The following is a 19,686-nucleotide window of genomic DNA, read 5'->3' as shown; positions in this document are numbered from 1 at the left end:
AATGGGTTGGGTTAGGGATCGGCCAAAGCTAGAGGGTCCAATTCCGACCTAACAACAACGTGACCAAGTTTATTGGCTTCTAAACAGCACCTTGCCACTGATGCGAATTCGCTGTCATGTTTTGCCATCGTCACGAGTTCAGAAAATAGCTCTCGAAGCGTTTCTTCTTCTTCGTGGGAACGCGCGCCCTTGGGTTTCTTGGCGAAACGATTGAATTGGACAATCTTCCTACGACAAGAGCGCCAAACAATTGCTCGATTACGGTTCAGAACACTTTGGTTCAACCCAAGTAGGTCCACCGCTACGCGAACGCACTCTGCGTCGTCTCCTTCAACACTTGGTGAGGGTTCAACCGACCCATCATCTCTAAACGATAGCTTGGGAGGGTCGTCTGGACACGTGGGATCAAGCAGAACAGGAGTTTCATTGCTACAGTCTTGATCTTCAAAAGTTGCCCGACTGGCAGGGTCTCTTAAAGGAAACCAGTCGCCCTTTCCCACGGTTTCTTCAGAGTGCTCGCGGTTCTGTGTATTACAAAGCACTCCGGCTAGTCGAAAATTCAGTAGGTCGAATGCTAACCATGAGTATCCTGGGGAGAACTGCTTTGGGGCCTGTTTACTACGACCATGTGGCCGGAAATGATCTACTTGAAACCGAGAAACACTCTCTCTGGCTTCCGAATACCAACACTTCTTGTTGGACATCTCTAATAAATGTTCTCGTAACGCGCTCCAGAGATCAGCATGATCCTTTACGTACTGTTTCCTATCACCCTCGTCCTCGATTGCGGCAAGTGCTGCAGCAGCTTCTTGCAGCGCGGTAAGCTTTTCTTCGGGTATCTTAGTTGCATCGAAATGTACGTAGATCATTTTTGTGTAAGCAACTCTTTTAGTAGTTCTCGCGTCGCTTCGTCACGAGTTTGTATCTCTTGAGCTGACAAGGGTTCTGCATCAGCCAACTCGATTTCATCAATCATTTGAAGATAGCGCTTATACACCTCGTCTCGTTCAGGATATTGGAATCCAAGGCTATTCAGTTCACCATTAAGCTTTTCAAGCGCTTCCGTTTCTTCCAACGATAACTGGGGCTTTCTGGACAATTCATTTCTTCGATCAATTAGGCTCTGAGTCGGTTGATCCAACGTAGAAGGCATGCCAAATATGTCAGTCAAAACACCGGCAAACCCTAATCCTCTGGGATCAACATTTGGAGTGGATACAGAGATTCCATTATCTCTGTCGAGTCCCATAACTCGTACTTCCTCGTGCACCAGCGAAGCAATTGTAAGCGGGTTGTGGGTACACATCACTATTTGGCATTTGTCGGGTTCTGCCGCGACGCCAGTCCACTCTCTAATCAGTTCTAGGTAACTATTTTGCCAAGATGGGTTCAGGTGAGTGTCCGGCTCGTCCAACAGAAAAAGTGCTTCTTTCCCCCGGGAGATTCTGACCAGACCGAGAACCATTAAGAGCTGCCTTTCTCCATCGGACAGGTCTGAGTAGCTGACATCGCCACTATCGTCATCAGCGCGAGTCACCCATATGTTAATATCGCGAATAAGGTCAGAAATATCGATCGCTTCCAAGGCTGAGAAAAAAGTTTGGTCAGCTTGAAAGGAGTCGGAGTCGCCGTAGCGAGCCGAAACTTTCGACAAAGCGTCACGGTCCTTCAGGAAACATGCGTATTGAGCCTCATTACTCGTACGTTCCCGATAGTCATCGACTGGTCGATCGGTAAGGGAAATTGGAAAGAATGCCGCATTCTTAATATCATATGCACATTCACCTGCTGGTCCGAGTGCACCCCAGAATTCGCTGGAGGCTTCGACCTTTTTCCGCTGACTTTCTCTGAACCAGGAAGGAGCGCGAAAAGTCGCAAGAGCCGAGTGAAATCCTGTGATCCCAAGCTTCTCTCTAAGCAGTGCAAGAACTCCTGGATCAGGAAACGCAAAAAACGATAATAGAGCAAGCACACCGTGTATCGGACGGCAGTAGAAGAGACGCCTCTCTAATAACGCTTGCTCACATTCCTCTGCATCTGAATTTCGTTTGATCGTGTCGTAATAACGTCTCTGATGAGGGTCAAAAAGACGCTCAAGCCTTCTACTTCCTCCCGAGTAATAGCCAAATACAAGGTCCGGAAATATATCAGATTTGTCGCGTTCAAACGCAGCACGCGAGATGGCGGCTCCATCCACTTCAATGACCTGCTCTGATCCACGATTCGAAATTCGGACCGAGTGGTTTTTTATTCTGTATTCAATATCATAAGTGTATCGCGGTCTGCCTCTATTGATATCTACAAAGCGGAATACATCGGTAATGGCTTCAATCAAATTCGACTTTCCCGACCCATTCTCACCGATGATGACAGAAGTCAGCCGAGTTTCGTCAAACTCAACAGAAACATCCCTCAAATTCTTGAAGCCATCTATGTATACACGGTCCAACCGCATCAGTTCGCGACCAAAGTGTTTTGTTGATCCTTGATGTGGCCTTGATCCACTTCCCACGCCAGTTGCTTGCAGAAGTCGGCGACAGGTAGCTGAGATTGTTTGAAGAGAGCTTCGGCGCCTTGAGGCCCACCCAAGTTTCTCAATAGTTCCGCTAGATATGGCTTGTGGAAGACATCTTCGTCCTGACGGTTTTTGGTCATTGCGGCATTCTTTCGTGGTGCGCGCGCAGCGGTCCGCCCCTCGTTTTTTAGCGATCTTTTTGGTTTGGGTGCGTTGGCGCGGGCCTCGCGGATACGGTCAAGGAGCACGCTGGCTGGTTCATCATTGGGGTCCTGGGGGACGAGTTCGCCAGCGAAAGCCTTGGCAAGGATCTGTTGATCCAACCGGTCTGTGAGCTTCAAGGCCTTCTCGGCCTCGGCAGCGAGGCGGTCAATCTTGGCGAAGGCGTTTTCAATAGTTCGAACAATTTCGTCTTGTTCAGCCCGGCTTGGCAGAGGCACTTCCATAGGCCGAACGTCCCCGACATTGATGCCCCGAACGGCGACACCCTTTTGGTTCTCCCGAAAATATTTTTGAGCCTTCGGACTATGAAAATACCAAAACACAAAAGCAGAGCTCATTGCTTCGAGGATATCAATTCGAACAGTATCCTGAGTTATGTTACCGCCATCAAGACTTTCAGGCACAAATGCCATGCGGCCAACAGTGCCGCGAATTGTCAGAAGTAGATCGCCGGTCTTCAGCGAAGAGCGCATGTACTGCTGATGGATCTCGCGCGTCGTATGCTTGATCTTTTCAAGCTCGACCACGCCACCCTTAATGTTCATGACCTTCACATAGGGAACCCCATCCGGCTCGTCGGGTCCAGGTTTAAGAATACCGTACTGGATCAGCCTTACGGGGCTCGTAATCTCCTCCATTGTGGTGGAGGCCCATTCTGAAGGATGCGAGAGTTCAACAGGAATTCGATGGCTATCTGCCTTGGCTGAACGAGACTTACGCTGCTTGCCGTTTTCATCGACAAGAGCTTGCCGCTGCTCCTCCAGCATCCTTTTTGTCTCCTGTGAAGCACTTTTACCAATCTTGTGACTAACTCGCCAATCAGCGGTCAACACACCTTCAAACGCTAGCTTCAAGACTGACATACGATAGCGCTCCACAAGCTTTGCTATCGCGGTGAGATCGGTACGGGCGGCGGTTGTGCGGGCGCTGAGGGTGTCGAGTTTCCTCACGATCCGTTTTTGCTCGGGGAGTGGGGGGAGTGGTATCGGCATCGCCTTGAGATCGCTGGTGCGAAAGTTATTAATGTTCACACCTAGTGCGACGTTTTCCACGTACCCACGATACTGATTGCTTTTGAAATAGTAGCTTAGAAAATCGCTAGTTTCTTTGTCCATTGACCGGGCAACTGAGCAAAATGCTCCAAACGAGAATTTTTCGAATCCACTAACTATTTGCGCAGCTTTTCCAACAACCGTTTTCGACCCAGAAGAGGTAGCGATTAAGAGATCGCCGGTCTTTAGGAACTGCTCAAGGGATACGTTCGCATCAGGTGCGAAAACCAGATCATTTGCATCAGCGATCCCGTTTTGCAGGTTGGTTGCACGAAGAATGCCAACGTAGCCGTCCTCGTAGTCGGAACGAGATTCTGCCTTCTTGTAGGATACGCCCCTAACGAGTTCGAATACTTCTTCGCCGGAAGCTTGTTTCCATCCGTTCGGAAGCTTGCTCATTCGGCTACCTCCGGCTGCGGCGTGTCTTCCAGTTCCTCGCTGAGGACCTCGATCTCATCCAACGCTGCACGCAGGTGTCCCATGATCGCCGCCGCGATCTCGTCGGGGTCCGTCATATCATCCTCGGGGTCGCCGCTTTCATCACGCAGCCAAGTCCAGTCCAGGTTATCGCCGCGTTCGGCAACCTGTTCGCGCGTAAGCTTTCGCCACCGGCTATCCTCGCCTTGATCTTTGCGGTTCGCCCCACCGAGCGGATCATCTCCATAGAGCCCCTCGAACTCTTCAAAATGTTTGGCAGTCAGCGCATTGGTTTTCCCGAAGGACGGCATGTTGGCACGAAGGTCGTAGAACCAAACGTCCTTGGTAGCCTGCTCGCTATGATCCGCCGGATAGTCCTTCTTCGTGACGCGCGTGAAGAAAAGCACGTTGGTCTTTACGCCCTGGGCATAGAAAATGCCCGTCGGCAAACGAAGGATGGTGTGCAGATTACAGTTCACCATCAGGAAGCGTCGCAATTCGGTTCCAGTCCCGTCGCCGAAAAGGATGTTGTCCGGCATGACGATGGCGCAGCGCCCACCTTTCTTGAGGTTGCGAATTGCGTGCTCAAGGAAGGGCATCGGCCCGACTCGCTCCCCGGCCGTGATAGTGAAATCAGGCCGGTTCACGTTGCCGGACATCTTGTTGAATGGGGGGTTGGTAAGAATCACATCTGCCTTGCCCATAGCCTCGCCTTGAGGTGCGCAGGTGTCTTCACAACCGACGATGCTTTCAATGCCGTGAAGTAGCATGTTCATCACACAAAGGCGGTGGGTATCGGGTACCCATTCGTGGCCGCGGAAAGCCTGCTTGCGCTGGAAGTTCCCTTCTGCCTCAGAGAGTTTAAACAAATTGTCAGTTTGGTCTTTGATGTACTGGTCAGCCGCAATAAGAAAACCGCCGGTGCCAGCCGCAGGGTCTTGGACGACTTCCCCCGCCATCGGCTTAATGAGGCGGATAATGCTGTCGATCAGGGCACGGGGAGTGAAATACTGACCTGCCTTTGATTTCGTTGCCGACGTTGTCTTTTCCAGCAGGCCCTCGTAAAGATCGCCAAGCCCATCTTCCCGCGCTGTATACCAATCGAGCTTGTCGATGTTTGTTGTAAGTGTCTTTAGGTCTTTTGGCTCCCGCAAGTGGGTCATGGCATCAGTGAAGATGGCCAACGTCACCGGGTCCTTCGTTTCCTCGGGATCGCCCAATTCCAACAGCATCGCTTTATAATACCTTAGCTGATCGCCGCCCTCGGTGGTTGCAAGTCTTCGCCAAGAGTGACCATTCGGCAGGCGATTTTCTTTGCCGGTTTCCTCGAGCATTTTCAAAAACAGCAGGTACGTCAGCTCGTTGACGTAGTTCGAGTAAGACACGCCTGCTGATTGTAGCGTTTTACATTCCCGCCAGAGTTTGGCGACTATATCTGCTGTGTTCGGGTTCATGCGCTCACTTTCCAGAGTTCTTCGTTGAATTCGCTGAGGATGCTTTCCAGTTCACCATTAAACACCCGATTCAATCGGTTAAAGCCCCCTTGGGCCGCAAAGGTGCCCTGATCGATACTTTCCCGATCTACCACAATTTCCTTTGTAATTTGTTCGGCAATCCGCCGGAGCCAGGTCTTTTGCGGATCAGTCCACTTGGCCTTGGAGAGGATTGACTTTGTGGCTTGCTGGACGCGGGTTTCAAATGGGATTAGGGCATCGCCCAGCGCCGCTTGGCGGACGAAACCAATGATAGACGCGGCAATATCCTCGTTGGAGGCATCGTTCCAAGCGCGGCGCAGACTTGTCTCCGAGAAGCCCATTTTGTCGAGCTCCAAACGCAGGCTTCGTAACTGAGCGCGGGTTAGGTCCCGCGGACGCTGCACAACGACCGAAAGCGCAGCTATTTGGTTTTGGTTGTTATTCACGAATGACGTGAAGGTATCGAGGAAATCTTCGGGCTTCTCGTACTCGCCATACCCCGTAGTTACCGCGTGCATTGTGTCTTCGTGGTGAGATATGGGAATCAAATTTGGGCCAGACCCGTCTGGATCCCAGTCCAGGATCTTGCCTAGACCTGCGAACCTCTTTGCGTATGTAGCAGCTTCCTGAGGGGTGTAGTTGTTTAGGCGATCACGCAGTTCTTCAGCGGTTTCGCCCGTTAAGTCCTGGACGGCCTCTGCCACTTTGCTGGGGAGCTTGCGAAGCTTGCGGTGCAGTTTCGCCAGCAACTGATCACGAACCAGGGTGCGCTCGTCATCCTCGCCGACAGTAGTCAACTCATCAAACAGTTGTTCAAAGGTGAGTTTGGGATTGCTTGCGACCGGCTTCATCTGCGTGAGATCTTGCAGAGACGCATAAAGGTCTACTGCATCGAAGATGCGGAATACCTCCTTGTCAATCTCATCGCATCGACGGGTCGCACGGCCCAGCATCTGTTCATAAAGAATACGGCTGTTCACGCGGCGGATGAAAACCAAGTTTGTAATCTTGGGCACATCGATACCAGTGGTAAGGAGGTCAACCGTGACAGCAATTTGAGGAAAGGCGTCGTTGCGGAAGGACCGGATCAGTTTCCCAACTCTGTCGACGCTGCCGGTAATCTTGCGGATGGCGGCATCCTCAATCGAGCCATATTGTTCGGTGAAGGCTTTCTTCAGCTCATGAACAACCATGTCTGCATGCGCATCGGTCGCTGCAAAGACGAGTGTCTTGCCATCAAGACTGGGGTCAATGTGCTTGGCGAGTTCCTCGGCGACGACCTGGTTGAATGGCTGCGTAATGACCTTCCGGTTAAAGGACTCCACTTGGAAATCCATTTCATCGGGTGCGATGGTATTCTCAACTTCACCAGTCTTGCTATCCATTACCTCAACATCTTCGCCAGCCTCGAACACGATCCCGGCTTTGCTGAGAGCGGTCTGGAACCGGACCGGAGGCTCATGATCGATCAACCATCCATCGACCACGGCTTCGCGATAGGTATATGTGTAGATTGGGTCTCCGAATATCTGCGCTGTATGAAGAGCCGGTGTGGCCGTGAGGCCGATTTTGACGGCGTCAAAGTATTCTAGAACCCGGCGATACTTGGAGACGTAATCGTCCTGACTGCGGAAGCTGAGTTCGGCATCGGACATCTCTCGATCTAGTAAGTATCCGCGGTGGCACTCGTCCACTACAATCAGATCGTATTGGCCAATGGGGGGAACGTCCTCCGGATCAGAATTGTAGAGAACACGTTTAACCAATCCTTGGATGGTGCAAATGTGAACCCGAGTTTCAGGGTCGGGTTTGATATCCTCGAGCCCTTTGATACCGAATAGCTGCCCAAACGTTTTTGGACCCTCAATTGCAGTACTCATAAACTCATCGTTGGTTTGTGTACCGAGAGCCGAACGGTCGACTACGAAACAAACACGTCGAAACCGCTTAGTCGCGAGAAGGCGGTAGAGCATGGCAATTGCCAGCTTCGTTTTTCCGGTACCAGTCGCCATAGCAACGAGCATCTCGCGCTGCTCTGTACTTAGCGTCTTCTCCACTGCTTGGATCGCAGCTTTTTGATATGGGCGTAGATCGAATCCGAAATCGAAATGACGGTTCTCGAGCGCTTGTTGCGCCTTCTCTTTTTCCACCTCTAGCTGGGAAACCAGTTCGTCTGGGGTGAACCACCCCATTAGTGGACGGCGCAAGTTGCTGGCTAATCTAGCATCACGGAACCAGATGCCGCTCTCAGTTTCGACTTGCTTTAGATAGGGCCTGCCATTCGTGGCAAACACAAATGGCACTGTGTAACCGTCGTCCCAGGTCTCTGTATTTTGTGCCCAATCAAAACCTTTGGAATATCTTTGGGCCTGATCAATCGCAGCAGATACGTTCTTTTGGTACCGTTTTGCTTCGATGATACCCACGCAATGTTCGCCGACAAAAAGAGCATAATCCGCCGGTCCGGACGTTGTTGGCCATTCTGCAATTGCTAGATTGCGACCTTTTGCAGGTCTAACACCTGCGCTGAATTTGATTTTGGTTGTGTCCGCTTCCCAGCCACTATCCCGCAGCTGTTGATCAATCAGAGCCCTTGTGGACTGCTCGTCGAGAACAATTGCCCCTGCAGCCTCCTCGGCTGCTTGAGCGAGCGCGATGCGGTCAGAGCTAGATCGCTGACTGGCCTCTGCGGAAAGTTCTCGCAGCTGCCGGTCTGCGTCTTGCGCAAGCGCTTCCCAAGTCTTTCGTTCCTCAGCCTCACGCTGGTGGCGTTCTTCAGCTGTTTCCGCCGCTAACAAGGCACGCTGCTTTTCCTCTTCGGCTTTTTCGGCCGCTGTTAGCGCAGCATTCCTCTCTGTTCTAAGCCGCTCAAGTTCAGCGACTAACTCAGCCTCAGATGACTCCGGAGCTTTGGGAGGCAGAAATGGACCTGGGGAAAAATCCGTTCGCTTTGTCGACGCTCGAACATGCCATACTCCCAGCTGTACCGACATCTTTAGACACGCAAGCGCTTCCCTATGCTCGCCACGTCCTTCATGAACAGCAGTGTTTCCTAGTTTCCGCACGTGATGCAGAACATCGAGCACGCGATCGGGAGCAGCACGCTCAAACTTAATCCGTCTGAGAAGATCAACCTGTGAGTCTGTTTCTAGAACTTCCACCCCAACAAGCGCTGCGTGCCTTTTCGTCAAGCGCTCGGAAAATTGTCTAAGCTTAATGAGGCTCGTACTTGGGTCGCCTTGAAAATAGCTTTCCGCGAGCCGACCAAGGTTGCAGAGCTCGGGATCAATTTCTTCAAGAAAATCAAAGTTACTAGTAGCCGCTTTCATGCCACAACTATTGCGATAATGAGCTCTCTGTTGCAACGCTGCTTTGAAAAACGAATTCAAAATATTGGAAAACGATGAGCTTCGTATTCTACGACACCGAAACCACCGGCACGGACACAACGTTCGACCAAATCCTGCAGTTCGCAGCCATCCTGACGGATTCCAACCTAATCGAACTCGACCGTTTCGAAACCCGCTGCCGCCTTCTTCCTCATGTTATCCCAGCGCCTGGAGCTTTGCTTGCCACGCGGGTAACTCCCGCGATGCTGACCGATCCCAGTCTGCCCACTCATTATGAAATGATGCTGCAGATCGCCGAGAAGTTGCGCGCGTGGTCACCGGCGATCTTCGCAGGGTACAACACCCTCTCCTTCGACGAGCCCTTGCTGCGTCAGGCGTTCTACCAAACACTACAGCCGGTTTACCTGACCAATACCAACGGCAACCAACGGGCCGATGTGCTGCGCCTGGCCCAGGCCACGGTAGCATTGGCTCCCAATGCTATGGCCGTGCCCATTAGCGCGAAAGGTAAGCCAACCCTGCGTCTCGATACACTGGCACCAGCCAACGGTTTCGCGCATGAAAACGCGCACGACGCTTTGGCGGATGTGGAAGCCACCATTTACATGGCACGGCTAATCCGAGACCGCGCGCCTGCTGTATGGGCTTCCTTGCTGCCACTGGTGGACAAGAGCGAAGCGACGGCCCGCCTGAACTCCGGTAAACCCAAGTGCATCGTCGAGTATCACATGGGGGTGCCTTCGGTTCGTGCCGTTGTTGGCTGTGGCCAGCATCCAAAGAACCCAACCATGCAGGCCGTGTTTGATTTGCGTCGAGATCCGGCAGAAGTTTTGAACTTAAGTGAGGCAGAACTGGTGGAAGAGACGAAGGGACCTAACCGGGCGCTCCGCACCATCTACTCAAACAAAATGCCAGCCTTGGTCGAAACGGCCCTGGCGCCAGACCTGCCTGCCGCCATTGGCTTGCCGATGGCTGAAATCGCCCGCCGGGCCGCTGTGGTGTCCGCTGACGGTCAGTTTGCCGCGCGGGTGGGCAAGGCAATGGAACAGCGGTACCCGCCCTTCGAGTCCGCCCAGGTGGTCGAGGGCCGAATGTATGAGGGCTTCCCAAGCCGAGCTGACGAAAACCGAATGCAGGCGTTCCACAAGTCGGATTGGCCGGAACGTGCGGAGATAGCCGAAACTTTCGAGGACGGCAGATACCGCGAATTGGCGCGGCGCCTTGTTTTTGCGAACGCTCCAGAGGCCTTGTCGACTGCGCGTCACAAACAGCTGCAAGCTTGGCTGAACAACCGCCGTCATGGGCGTGACGGTGTCGAAGCCGGGAGAACTTTGGCAGACGCAATTTCAGACCTGGAAAAAGTTGAAACAGAACACCCAGCAGGCAGTGAGCCACTTACCGCCATAAAGCATTGGCTTGAAACCTTCTGAGAGCACTCGAGTTTGTTGGGCACAACACCAATTGGAAAACGCAGTTTCTGCACCGACCAGAGGCCAAAACCAAACCCGGTAAACCCGTCAAACCCGGGCGCGACCTAGTGCTCTAGGTTTGACAGCATTTTGCGGCGAACGGCCCTTTTGGGCGTTCCACAAGCATCGGGCTTCCTCCGTTTGGCCGCTGGGGCGGCCGCACAAGGCCTTTGCGCCAAATTGGCACCCGTACCTTATTTGTACGCTTCATGTGGCCCTGTGGGGCTGCGCGCGCTTCTTGGTTGCCGTCTGCTATGTTTCTATGGCGTGGCTTGAGTTGTCGCAATTTAGCTTGCGCAAAGCTTGGGATCTTACGGACTTGGTTTCGCTACTTGTTGTGACTGCCTGCTGAAATACCAGAACTATTGTAGAGCCACTTTATATTAAGCTGGAAGTTCTGGTAATACATTAAAAAGGTTAGATGTTTAGTGCGTTGATGGGGCAATAAATAGTAAATGGCACATGACACTACTGGCTACATGTTGCCAGCCGTGGTGTGCGGCCCAGGCCGCCGGCCCAGTGGTGTCATGTGCCACTTATAATTATTTTTTTATTATTATTATATTAATTAATAATAACAATAGCTTACGGATCTCACCGGATACGCGGCTGCCTTCACTGGCATAACTGGGCGGTTTTCTAATTGGGCGCTTTGCGGGCGCCCAAAATCTCTTTGTAGGTACCTTAGTAGGTGTGGATCTATGCAAAACTGCGAAGGATTGGGCGTTCTCTTTCATCTGGGCGAATACCTTGGTCCTTGAGTTCGTACTTCGACCAAACTGCTGGCCAATCGAACTCTCGTATGGATTCGCGTACAACTGGCTGCGTCATTGGCTCCCAAAACAATGAAGCAAGGTCCTGATCATCGGTTTCTACGAGTTCATTCAATGCCTCTTCTACTTCATTGCGCTTATCGGCTAAAACAACGCGTCGAAGCCAGATGCAGATCATCCATTCGAGGCCATATTCCAATTCTTTTGGGTTTTTGAACAAGTAGATCATACATGCCTTGGGGTTCGCCTTAGTCTTCCCCTTCAGTTTGCGAGGATCATACGCAACGGCTTGGAGAATAGTCGATCCAAGGTTTCTTTTGGTGACTATGGCCTGATCCCAAAACAGATACGCGTGCAGCTCTGATATGGGCGTTCCATTCACAAACTCCTTCCTTACCCAGCGGTAGAGTTTTGTTTGGCAGATTATATTTTTTTCACAGTAAACATCATACTGTGACTCGGGCGATGAAATGTGGGTTCTGAACGCGAGCTTTTCTCCATTTTCGTCAAAGAGCGGCCGCCGAGGTTGATGCTGATTAGGATAGTTCATGTCTTCAGTCCGTATGTGTAAGAAACCATAGCTGTCGATCGATTTGGCCTGGGCGAGTTTGAAATCGGATGTATCAAACTGCCTTCCTGCAGTTCGGCTCGTGTAATGGGCCATTTGCTGGGATCGATGCGCCGAAGGCTGTCAGTGGTTCGTTTGCTGTTTTGATTGAGTGGTTTCTACGTCATGCGCTGAAAGCCAAGCGTCAACGTCTTCCCACCGATACCAGACAATGCCACAGGGTTTTGTGTATCTCGGTCCGGTGCCGTTGGATCGCATCTTTTCCCAAAAGCTCTTGCTGGAGCCTGTCAAGTTCGCGAGCGTTGCGGTATCGATCAATCTTCGTGTTGTTTTGGGCATCTTTGCCACCTCTTACTATTTAGGTGGCTTCCTAATTGTCACGTTCTTTTCTTTAGGTAAAAGTGCTTAAAATGGTGCTTTTAAATCCCTCATTGGATCAGCCGGCAATTGCATTGGGATTCCGGTCGGCCCAAGAAGAGATCTCAAATCTTTGAGCTTGGAGATCAAAATAGCGGCCTCTTCTTGGTACCTGGCTGTCAGTATTAGGTTTTTCAAATCACCTTCGAATTTCGCCGCGAGCCTATCAATACGGCTTTGCGGTGCGGCAATTTCCTTTGGGCCTCCAGCCAACTTCTTCCTTTCGAGGGCGTGTTCTGCTAATTCGTCATGGGATCGGCAGCCAGTCCAATCCGTTTCGCCCCAGACCAAGTTTCCGTCGCTGTCAACGTCGACTTGTCCACCGCGATCGTGGATGTACTGCCGCGCCATTTCCAATAGCTCGGGGACATCATTCATTGTTCGCATGTAACCGCGTGGCGCAATGCCGAAGACTGCTTCACGTGCATCCCTGAGGCGAGTGCCCTCGGACTGCCCTTTTTTGGGTTTCTGAGGGGGATGTGCGCGGATGAACGAGAGAAGCAATGCGTCCGCAAAGGCATTGGATAGAGGGCTATATCTCCAGTCGTAGTTTTCAATGTCCTCGTTGATCCACCATTCATTGGTATCAGCGGTCTCTGTCATGATACATCTCTTCCACGGTTCTACTGCGCGATGAGTTCCAAAATGTGTTTTTCCACTGCTTCAACTGGTCTTCTAAGGCGTTCGGTATCTCCAACGATATAACCAGCAGTTACATCCCCCGAAAGGCGGTGGTTTAACAGCCGTTTCAAGGCGTAGTGTGGGATGTCCAGGCTTTCAGCAATGGTAATAAATGTTCGGCGTAAATCATGCATTGTGAAGGTCACACCAGAGCGCTCGCTCACGCGAGCGGTGAACTTTTTGGTCTCCACCAAATGTCCGGTTCGTCCAGTGCTGGGAAAGACCCAATCAGAGCCATTTGTAACTTTATGCCTATTTTTGAGTAGCCTAACCAGTGTTTTGGACAGCGGTAGATCGAGCGGATCGCCATTTTTTGTTTTAGGAATATGTAATGAATGCGTCTCAAGATCGATGTATTCCCAACGTAGGCTCGCAATTTCGTTTCGCCGCATGCCTGTAAACAGAGCTAGTAACAAGAAGTCCCGTGAATACTCAGGCTCTTCCATAACTGCTTTCCACCATTGCGGAAGTTCAAGCGCTGAGACGGCGCCACGCCGACGCACTTCCGGATACCAAGCGCGTGCTTGCGTTAGGATGGTAACTGGATTGGGTGGAAATTCATCATGGGATGCAGCAGTCACGTTGTAGACGGACCGTAGGTGCCGCATCACGTTATTGGCTGTAACTTTACCATTAGCTTTTCCAATTCGACGATGGCGCTTCAACACCATCTGTCGGGTTATACTTGTTAAAGTAGTTTGCTGCCAGTCTCTCAGGTACAATTTGCAGGTACGCTGGTATCTGTCTCGAGTACTTGTAGTCAGGCTGCTCCGGGTCTCAAAGAAGCGATCGAAGGCTTGACCCACGGTAATACTTTCCTGAAGGATGCGGCGTTTCTCCGCATTTGGGTCAACGCCAGCTGCCATTTCGCTAAGGACCGTGAGAGCTCGTTTGCGTGCTGCGTCAACACTGAGCACATCAGCGCGGCCAATCGTTACGCGGCGCGTTTGATTGTGTACTTGCCCCTCGGCAAAATAGACTTTGGACCTTGAGCCAACCCTTACTCCAAGCCCTCTCAACATCTCATCCCTGTAAAGAGCTTGGCCGTGTTTAGGGTGCGGTAGCGCTTCTATGGCGCGCTTGGTAAATCGAAGTGTAGGCATTGAGACCTCCTTTGGCCTCAACTCAACCTAGGCACGAAAGTCTGATTTTGCAATCATAATCAGATAGTTATCTTGCAATATCCAATGCGATCTAACACGCGCGCGCACGAAGAAAGCACTGTGGGACTACCGGTTAAACACAACGTTTGTATCGAAATCGGCTATAATTAGGTGACTGTAAGAGCAGCTGTAGAGGGCCTGTTGCTACTATGAGAAGATAGGTGATTGGGTAATAATCTCTATGGCTTCGCGAAAGGCGTGATGATCCTGGATACCTTTCAAGCGCCAATACTGATGCGAGCCTGACTGCCCTTCCAATTTGAAGCCAAGAGATCCGACAAGTTCTTGCGCTTGATGGTTTCGCACGAAAACCACCGATAAATAAAAGTGCCACCGAGAGCGGTCCAAGCCGCCTAACTTCTCGGCCTGATAGTATACTTCCACGTGTGTCTGCCGAACCCGGACTTGGTAACTTGGGTGTGCGTCAAGGGCTTGAAACAGCTCCGCAAGGGGATTGCGGAAATCAGAATGTTCGAGACCAAAACTAAAACCCATAGACCGCCTTTTCTAACCAGCTCTGAGGTCGAGGCCTGTTGCCGGAGAAAGCCCAAGAAATAGACTTTCCGCCTTTGTCTCATCTATGATGAAAAACTCCCGACCCAGCGAAATTCCTCCGCATTCTTCGATAGCTTTTTTCTTGAAAATGGTCTCTGCGTCAGCTGCTGAGGATCGGTTCGGGAAGTTTGCCTTAAATTGTATCTTCCAACCCAAGGACGCGGTCTCCGGGAAGCTTAAATTTAGAGCCCTTAAACGGTTACTGAGATTTCCACTGATGCCGATTTTGTAGAGCTTTTTGCCCTGTTCGAGCTTTTTGCCCGTCAATAGCTCGGCAGCTGTGGGGAAATGAGCCAAGTAAAGTGCGTGTGGCTTATCTACCGTTACAACGGTTCGTTCGCCAAATTTCCCAAAAATCCCAGCGGCTGGCGAAAGATGTCTCTCCAATGAAGCTTCGTCAGTACTCGACACTATGGGAGAAACCGGAGGTTCGCCAAAGACATTGACTTGCGTGAAAGGAACTTTGGAAAGCAGCCATCTGGCTTCTGTCGGGACAAGCCACGTACCAAAACGAGCGATATACCTTCCATTAGAGGGGTCATAACTGGCTGGAAAAATCTGTTTTACATCCAGTGTGTGTTTGGTTCTCCAAGCGTGACGGGCTGGCATCGCAAAGCGCCACTTGTCTTGGCGCCCAAGCTCTATGTTTCGCTGCCGAGCATTAGGTGAAATCTTGTCCCATGCGTCTATTTTTTCGCGCTCGATCTCTAGGATGCCAAGTAAATGGTGGACAATTTTACTTTCCGTTTCCGGGCTGGCGGCGCCGTAAATAGCTATTAGCTGCCGCTCGTCTATTTGAGCGAAAAGACGGTCTCGATCTTTTTCATCGGTGAACCCGAGAAAACCTTCTTCTTCGGGACTAAAGCCCCAAAAACCGGTCAGCCAAACAGGCGAGCTGACATCAAGTGTTGAACTTGCGTTTTCTTCAGGTTTTTCGATCTGTTCTGTTTGCATGGCGAGAACATCTCAGAGGCGAGCGCTATAGGCAACCATGCACGAAATGAGGAGCACGAAAAAGCGATTTGAGAATGGGCCGCCACATCAATGCTCAAAATCCATCGAAACGGGGACAGCCCTTCCGTTGCAGGCTTTCTAGACCGTTGATGGGGTGGGGTTGCAAGGCCGCATGGGATTGTGAGCTTTTCGTTACGGCTTACCAAACCTCAAATTGAAATCTCCAACATGGTTTGAGGCAAATTACATAAGGGCGCTTATGCGCTGAATGGGGGTCAGTCTTCGCCCGCCCCCACCAAAAAAGAAGACGACAGAGATGCGTTTTCCAATTCCCGGTTCGTGGTCCGCGCCAGCTGCTCTTCTTTCTGGATTAGCCAAGCATTCGATCGGTTTTTCAACGAAATGGTGCTATGGACTATGGATTGTCATCGAGCCCACACCCCTTTTGCGTGCTCGAAGAGTTCTCGCGCTCTCTTCTCAATGGAGTCCTCATCCCAATGCTCCAATTGACCAAGCTGGAGATTCAATGGGAGTAGAGAGTGAGCCAACAGTTTCGGTCGTTTTTCACCCCAAGCCAAATTACTTTCGGCGGCGTTCAGAGCTTGAGAAAGAATCGTGAGATTGCCAATCCGATTGATGAAATTAGACCTGTGGCGAGTTTCCTTGGCCCTTTGATCGTCATCATCCGCTAGCATCAATTCTATTGGATCCATGCCCTTCTCGCCACTTGCCAGCGGCCAGTTTTTTACCCAGCTTTGCGGCATGATATGTTCGACGGTTGGCTGTTCCGAAAATTTCAACTGCTCGGATTTTGAGCTTCCATAACGGCCATCGAGCTTACCAAGAATGTGCACAAGCCTTCTGCTACCAAGCGGCCGATAAACCTGTGTCCGCATCCACCCTTCTCGAAAGCGCCCGTCATCCGGCCATAGGCTCGATTCTCCGGTTTGAGCTTTTAAATCCTCGTACAAATTGTCTGCACTAAAGCCAGTCTTGCGAAGGCGTCGGAGGGCTCCCAAAAACACCTTGTTGTAGTTTTTTGTGGTGAGATCGCAGATTGCTCTGCGGATGATGTATGATTCCAAGGTGGCAGCGAGGCGCTTCCATTCGTCGTCGTTTGGATTGGCTTCGAAGAACGCGAGTACAAGCGGATATAGTGTGCTGACCTCAAATGTGCGGATGAATTGCGCCAGTGGAGCGACGGGATCATCCTCTTCAGGTTCGAGAAGCCGCCTGTAGTTCTGACCTTGCGCAGAAAGAAGCTTGAGCTCATCTGCAACAGGCAGAGACGCTTCAATGCTTTCGCTCCAGTGCCTGTACTCGACGTATAGGTGTTTGATTGGGACGTCCCGTGCCTGGCGGCTAGAGAGCAGATGTTGGATGAAAATGTCGCTTCGCGGGCGATTCAAGCGGCCTTGCTTAATTTCTTCCCGCCAGAACTCACTGTCAAATTGGCTCCAATGACGTTCGTACATGTCATCGGTATCCAGGTTTTCACGCCTGGCGCGTAGGAATATGTAGTTTCGTATTAGATCCGCTGGTAGCAAAGGCTGTCCACGCGCGTTGAGTGTTTCGAAAATCACCTGCGGGTCGTCATCCCGATCAAGGTCAATCACCACAACGAGAAGCGCACTCTTAAGGACTTGAAGGCAATGTTCTAGCCGATCGGATATCGGAAAGTCTGCAGCTAGAGGTGGCGTGTCTTCTTCACCTAGAAAAAAGTCTTTTAGCAGGTCAAAAAAATAGAAATACGCCTCGACCATGCGTGGTTTGGGATCGGGCTTCCTGGCATACTTCCTGCGGGTTGTGGGGTAGCGCTTGAGCAGCTCCTCCCTCGTGCCTGCACTTATAACATCCGTGAACTGCTGGCGATCGAGTTTGGTTGGCCAGACTTTGAACTGGTCAACGTCTTTGTTTGCCATCATACCCTTGTTAAACAGCGATTGTTCAACTTCGGCCGCAATTTCAGTGCAGTCGACTTCGCGACAGAAGTCCCTGAACGCTGAAAGAAAGATTTGAAGGGTCGTCAGCCTTTGCTGTCCGTCGATCACCTGCCGGACAATAACGTGCCCGGTTGGCGTTTGCTTCTGGTCCAAGACCATCGCGCCTAGAAAATGATTTGGAGTATCATTGTTGCCCTCCAATGACTCGGAGAATTTTCGCTCGATATCTTCCCAGAGTGGGAGCCATTGATTTTCTTCATTCCAGACGTATTGGCGCTGAAAAAGAGGGATCTCGAGGCGCTGTTTTGCCTCAAATATGTTCATAACAGCGCTGCGATGAACGTCCATTCTAGAAAACCTCCAAAAAAATCACACGGCCCATTCGAAACGTTCTTTGAGTCCATTTAGGTGACTAAATTTCACAATTCCTCTGTGTTGGAGCATGCCAACAACGATCCCTGGATGCAGGTCAATTTCGCCTGCAAATTCAACAACGGCAGCTTGCGAGCGTGGCCCAGTATTGCAAAATTCTTCAAACCGGTCTGAACCCACCAACGTCTCTTCGGCCCATGCGTCGGCTTCGCTCTCGAAGCCATCGCCTTCTCCTCCGTAGTCATCGGCGAAGGCCTTTCCCTTGTGCAACATGATGTGACCAGCCTCATGAAAGAACGTCCACCAGAAGTGATCATTTGATTTCATGCGAAGCGACATCTGGATGATCGCCCGCTCCCCCTCGATCCATCTTGCGGAACCGAACAGGCGGGTTTTTGGAAGCGGTTTTTCAAAAACCAATGCAACTCCAGAGGAAGCGCAGAGTTCTTTCATGCGTGGCTCAAACACTTCTGGGCTTTCGCAAGTGAGCCCACGAATTGCTATGATGGCTTCCTCGAACTGCTTCCGGTCAAAGCTTGGCAGCTTCATTTGCCGTGCTTTGGCTTCGCCCAGCATGAGCCACGAAACAACGCTGAAGTCGTTCGACTCAAAGCTCTTCGAGTGCCGATGGTGCACAGCCAGATTTGCCATCTTTGCATCAAAGGCCTGTGGTGCCCCGATACGAAAAAAGCTCAATAGGCCGTCGCATAGGTCGACCGGATCATTTGTCTTCGGCAGGACGCCTCGTGCCTTCAATTCCCTCAAGGGAAAGTGCCCGACAAATTCAGTCGCTTCTATCACTTTTCGCTTTTTCGCGAAGCGTGCCTGGTGAAGATCCCATTCAGCTTGTAGACCGGTCCAGATATCCGCCTTCATCCCGAGCACGCGCTCAAGTTTCAACGCGGTTTCAGCGGATATCGGATTGGTTCCGTGAATGATAGTGCTCACAAGCTTGGGGGTTAGGCCCGCCAAACGAGCGAACTCCGCCTGAGACCATCCACGAGTTTCAATGTACTCAGCAAGGTGTTCACCTGGATGAACAGCCCAATCGGGAGACCAGGTATCGTTTTTCTCTATTGCGCTCGCCATATCGCTTCTTCTCCCCTCGGCGCCGTTTCAATGGTAGTCGACAACGTCGAGAATTTTTATGGCCGTGACTTCGGCCAAGTTGATCGCAGTGCTCTTTCCATTGTTGTCTGACAGAGAGACCGGTTCAAAGATCAGGCGCCAGTTTCCGGTGACATCGACCGCGTAGCAGCCGTCATACTCGCCAGACAGCGGGTGACAGCGCGGGGGCGGATCGGTTGGCACATCAGCCAAGCACGCGGCGCTCTTCAAGACACCGAGACGCATTTGCAGTCGCTTCGCCCGGTTTCCGTACGCCTTCTGCATAGCTGCCGCAGATCCCAACTGACGTTTGAGCTTACTGCTCGAGAACTCAATGTGCATCGTAGCACCTGTGTTACCTATTAGGTAATGTATTATGATTCGTTACGCAATAGGTAACACATCATCCAATGCGGTTGTACCGGGCAATTGGATTCCTCCGAGTTGTCAGGGTCGTTCTCAAAGAGGGGTGGACCTGGAGAGAACTGCCAGCCTGACGTTTCAGGAGCCGTCAATGGGGCGGGGTTGCTGGGTTGCTGGGTTTAGGTTTTTTCTCACTGATCCAAACTGATTTCAGACGCATCTCAGTCTCCAAGCAGAGCTTTTTCGATATGTGTTAAGCGCTTGATTTGCTCCAAATGAAGCTCTCCGAC

The 19,686-nt window shown here is 51.3% G+C and carries 13 protein-coding genes; 1 reads left to right on the top strand and 12 read right to left on the bottom strand.

Annotation, left to right across the window (positions count from 1 at the left end; all coding sequences use genetic code 11):
* Window positions 1–11 precede the first annotated feature (11 nt).
* Genes GS620_RS14110 through hsdR form a run of 5 tightly spaced genes read right to left on the bottom strand, consistent with a single transcriptional unit; the run spans window position 12 to window position 9,010 of the window.
* Window positions 12–869 carry a hypothetical protein gene (locus GS620_RS14110; RefSeq protein ID WP_171616486.1) on the bottom strand — a complete coding sequence of 286 codons (858 nt, stop codon included), beginning with the start codon at window positions 867–869 and terminating at the stop codon, window positions 12–14.
* Window positions 866–2,455: an AAA family ATPase gene (locus tag GS620_RS14105; RefSeq protein WP_171616484.1), complete on the bottom strand. Its 1,590-nt coding sequence runs from the start codon at window positions 2,453–2,455 to the stop codon at window positions 866–868. The genes GS620_RS14110 and GS620_RS14105 overlap by 4 nt, the downstream gene beginning before the upstream one ends.
* Entirely contained in the window at window positions 2,455–4,188 is a 1,734-nt protein-coding gene (locus GS620_RS14100) for a restriction endonuclease subunit S (RefSeq protein ID WP_171616482.1), read from the bottom strand. Before GS620_RS14100 ends, GS620_RS14105 begins: the two co-directional genes overlap by 1 nt.
* The gene (locus GS620_RS14095; protein ID WP_171616480.1) at window positions 4,185–5,660 is read right to left on the bottom strand and encodes an N-6 DNA methylase; all 1,476 of its coding nucleotides are present in this window, start codon (window positions 5,658–5,660) and stop codon (window positions 4,185–4,187) included. The genes GS620_RS14100 and GS620_RS14095 overlap by 4 nt, the downstream gene beginning before the upstream one ends.
* Window positions 5,657–9,010, bottom strand: a complete 3,354-nt coding sequence (hsdR, locus tag GS620_RS14090; RefSeq protein WP_171616478.1) for a type I restriction-modification system endonuclease — start codon at window positions 9,008–9,010, stop codon at window positions 5,657–5,659. The genes GS620_RS14095 and hsdR overlap by 4 nt, the downstream gene beginning before the upstream one ends.
* A gap of 74 nt (window positions 9,011–9,084) precedes the next feature.
* Between hsdR and GS620_RS14085 the strand changes: the two genes are divergently transcribed.
* Window positions 9,085–10,461: an exonuclease domain-containing protein gene (locus GS620_RS14085; protein ID WP_171616476.1), complete on the top strand. Its 1,377-nt coding sequence runs from the start codon at window positions 9,085–9,087 to the stop codon at window positions 10,459–10,461.
* Window positions 10,462–11,199: 738 nt separating this feature from the next.
* On the opposite strand, the gene GS620_RS14080 is transcribed toward GS620_RS14085, so the two are convergent.
* From GS620_RS14080 to GS620_RS14050, 7 genes are all read right to left on the bottom strand, one after another.
* On the bottom strand, window positions 11,200–11,937 hold the full coding sequence (locus GS620_RS14080) for a hypothetical protein (RefSeq protein WP_171616475.1): 738 nt from the start codon (window positions 11,935–11,937) through the stop codon (window positions 11,200–11,202).
* 309 nt (window positions 11,938–12,246) lie between these two features.
* Window positions 12,247–12,861: a hypothetical protein gene (locus GS620_RS14075; protein WP_171616473.1), complete on the bottom strand. Its 615-nt coding sequence runs from the start codon at window positions 12,859–12,861 to the stop codon at window positions 12,247–12,249.
* Between the two features lie 20 nt (window positions 12,862–12,881).
* Window positions 12,882–14,042, bottom strand: a complete 1,161-nt coding sequence (locus GS620_RS14070; RefSeq protein WP_171616471.1) for an integrase family protein — start codon at window positions 14,040–14,042, stop codon at window positions 12,882–12,884.
* 567 nt (window positions 14,043–14,609) lie between these two features.
* Window positions 14,610–15,611, bottom strand: a complete 1,002-nt coding sequence (locus GS620_RS14065; RefSeq protein ID WP_171616469.1) for a GIY-YIG nuclease family protein — start codon at window positions 15,609–15,611, stop codon at window positions 14,610–14,612.
* Window positions 15,612–16,036: 425 nt separating this feature from the next.
* A complete protein-coding gene (locus GS620_RS14060) occupies window positions 16,037–17,902 on the bottom strand; it encodes a DUF262 domain-containing protein (RefSeq protein ID WP_171616467.1) in 1,866 nt (621 codons plus the stop codon).
* Between the two features lie 21 nt (window positions 17,903–17,923).
* Entirely contained in the window at window positions 17,924–19,015 is a 1,092-nt protein-coding gene (locus GS620_RS14055; protein WP_216597918.1) for a HigA family addiction module antitoxin, read from the bottom strand.
* A 27-nt stretch (window positions 19,016–19,042) separates the two neighbouring features.
* Window positions 19,043–19,375: a type II toxin-antitoxin system RelE/ParE family toxin gene (locus GS620_RS14050; RefSeq protein WP_171616466.1), complete on the bottom strand. Its 333-nt coding sequence runs from the start codon at window positions 19,373–19,375 to the stop codon at window positions 19,043–19,045.
* Between the last annotated feature and the right edge of the window lie 311 nt (window positions 19,376–19,686).

Source organism: Ruegeria sp. HKCCD6428 (assembly GCF_013110595.1).
Lineage (GTDB): Bacteria > Pseudomonadota > Alphaproteobacteria > Rhodobacterales > Rhodobacteraceae > Ruegeria.
The sequence above is the reverse complement of the archived record's forward strand: the minus strand, read 5'-3'. Positions and strand labels throughout refer to the sequence as shown.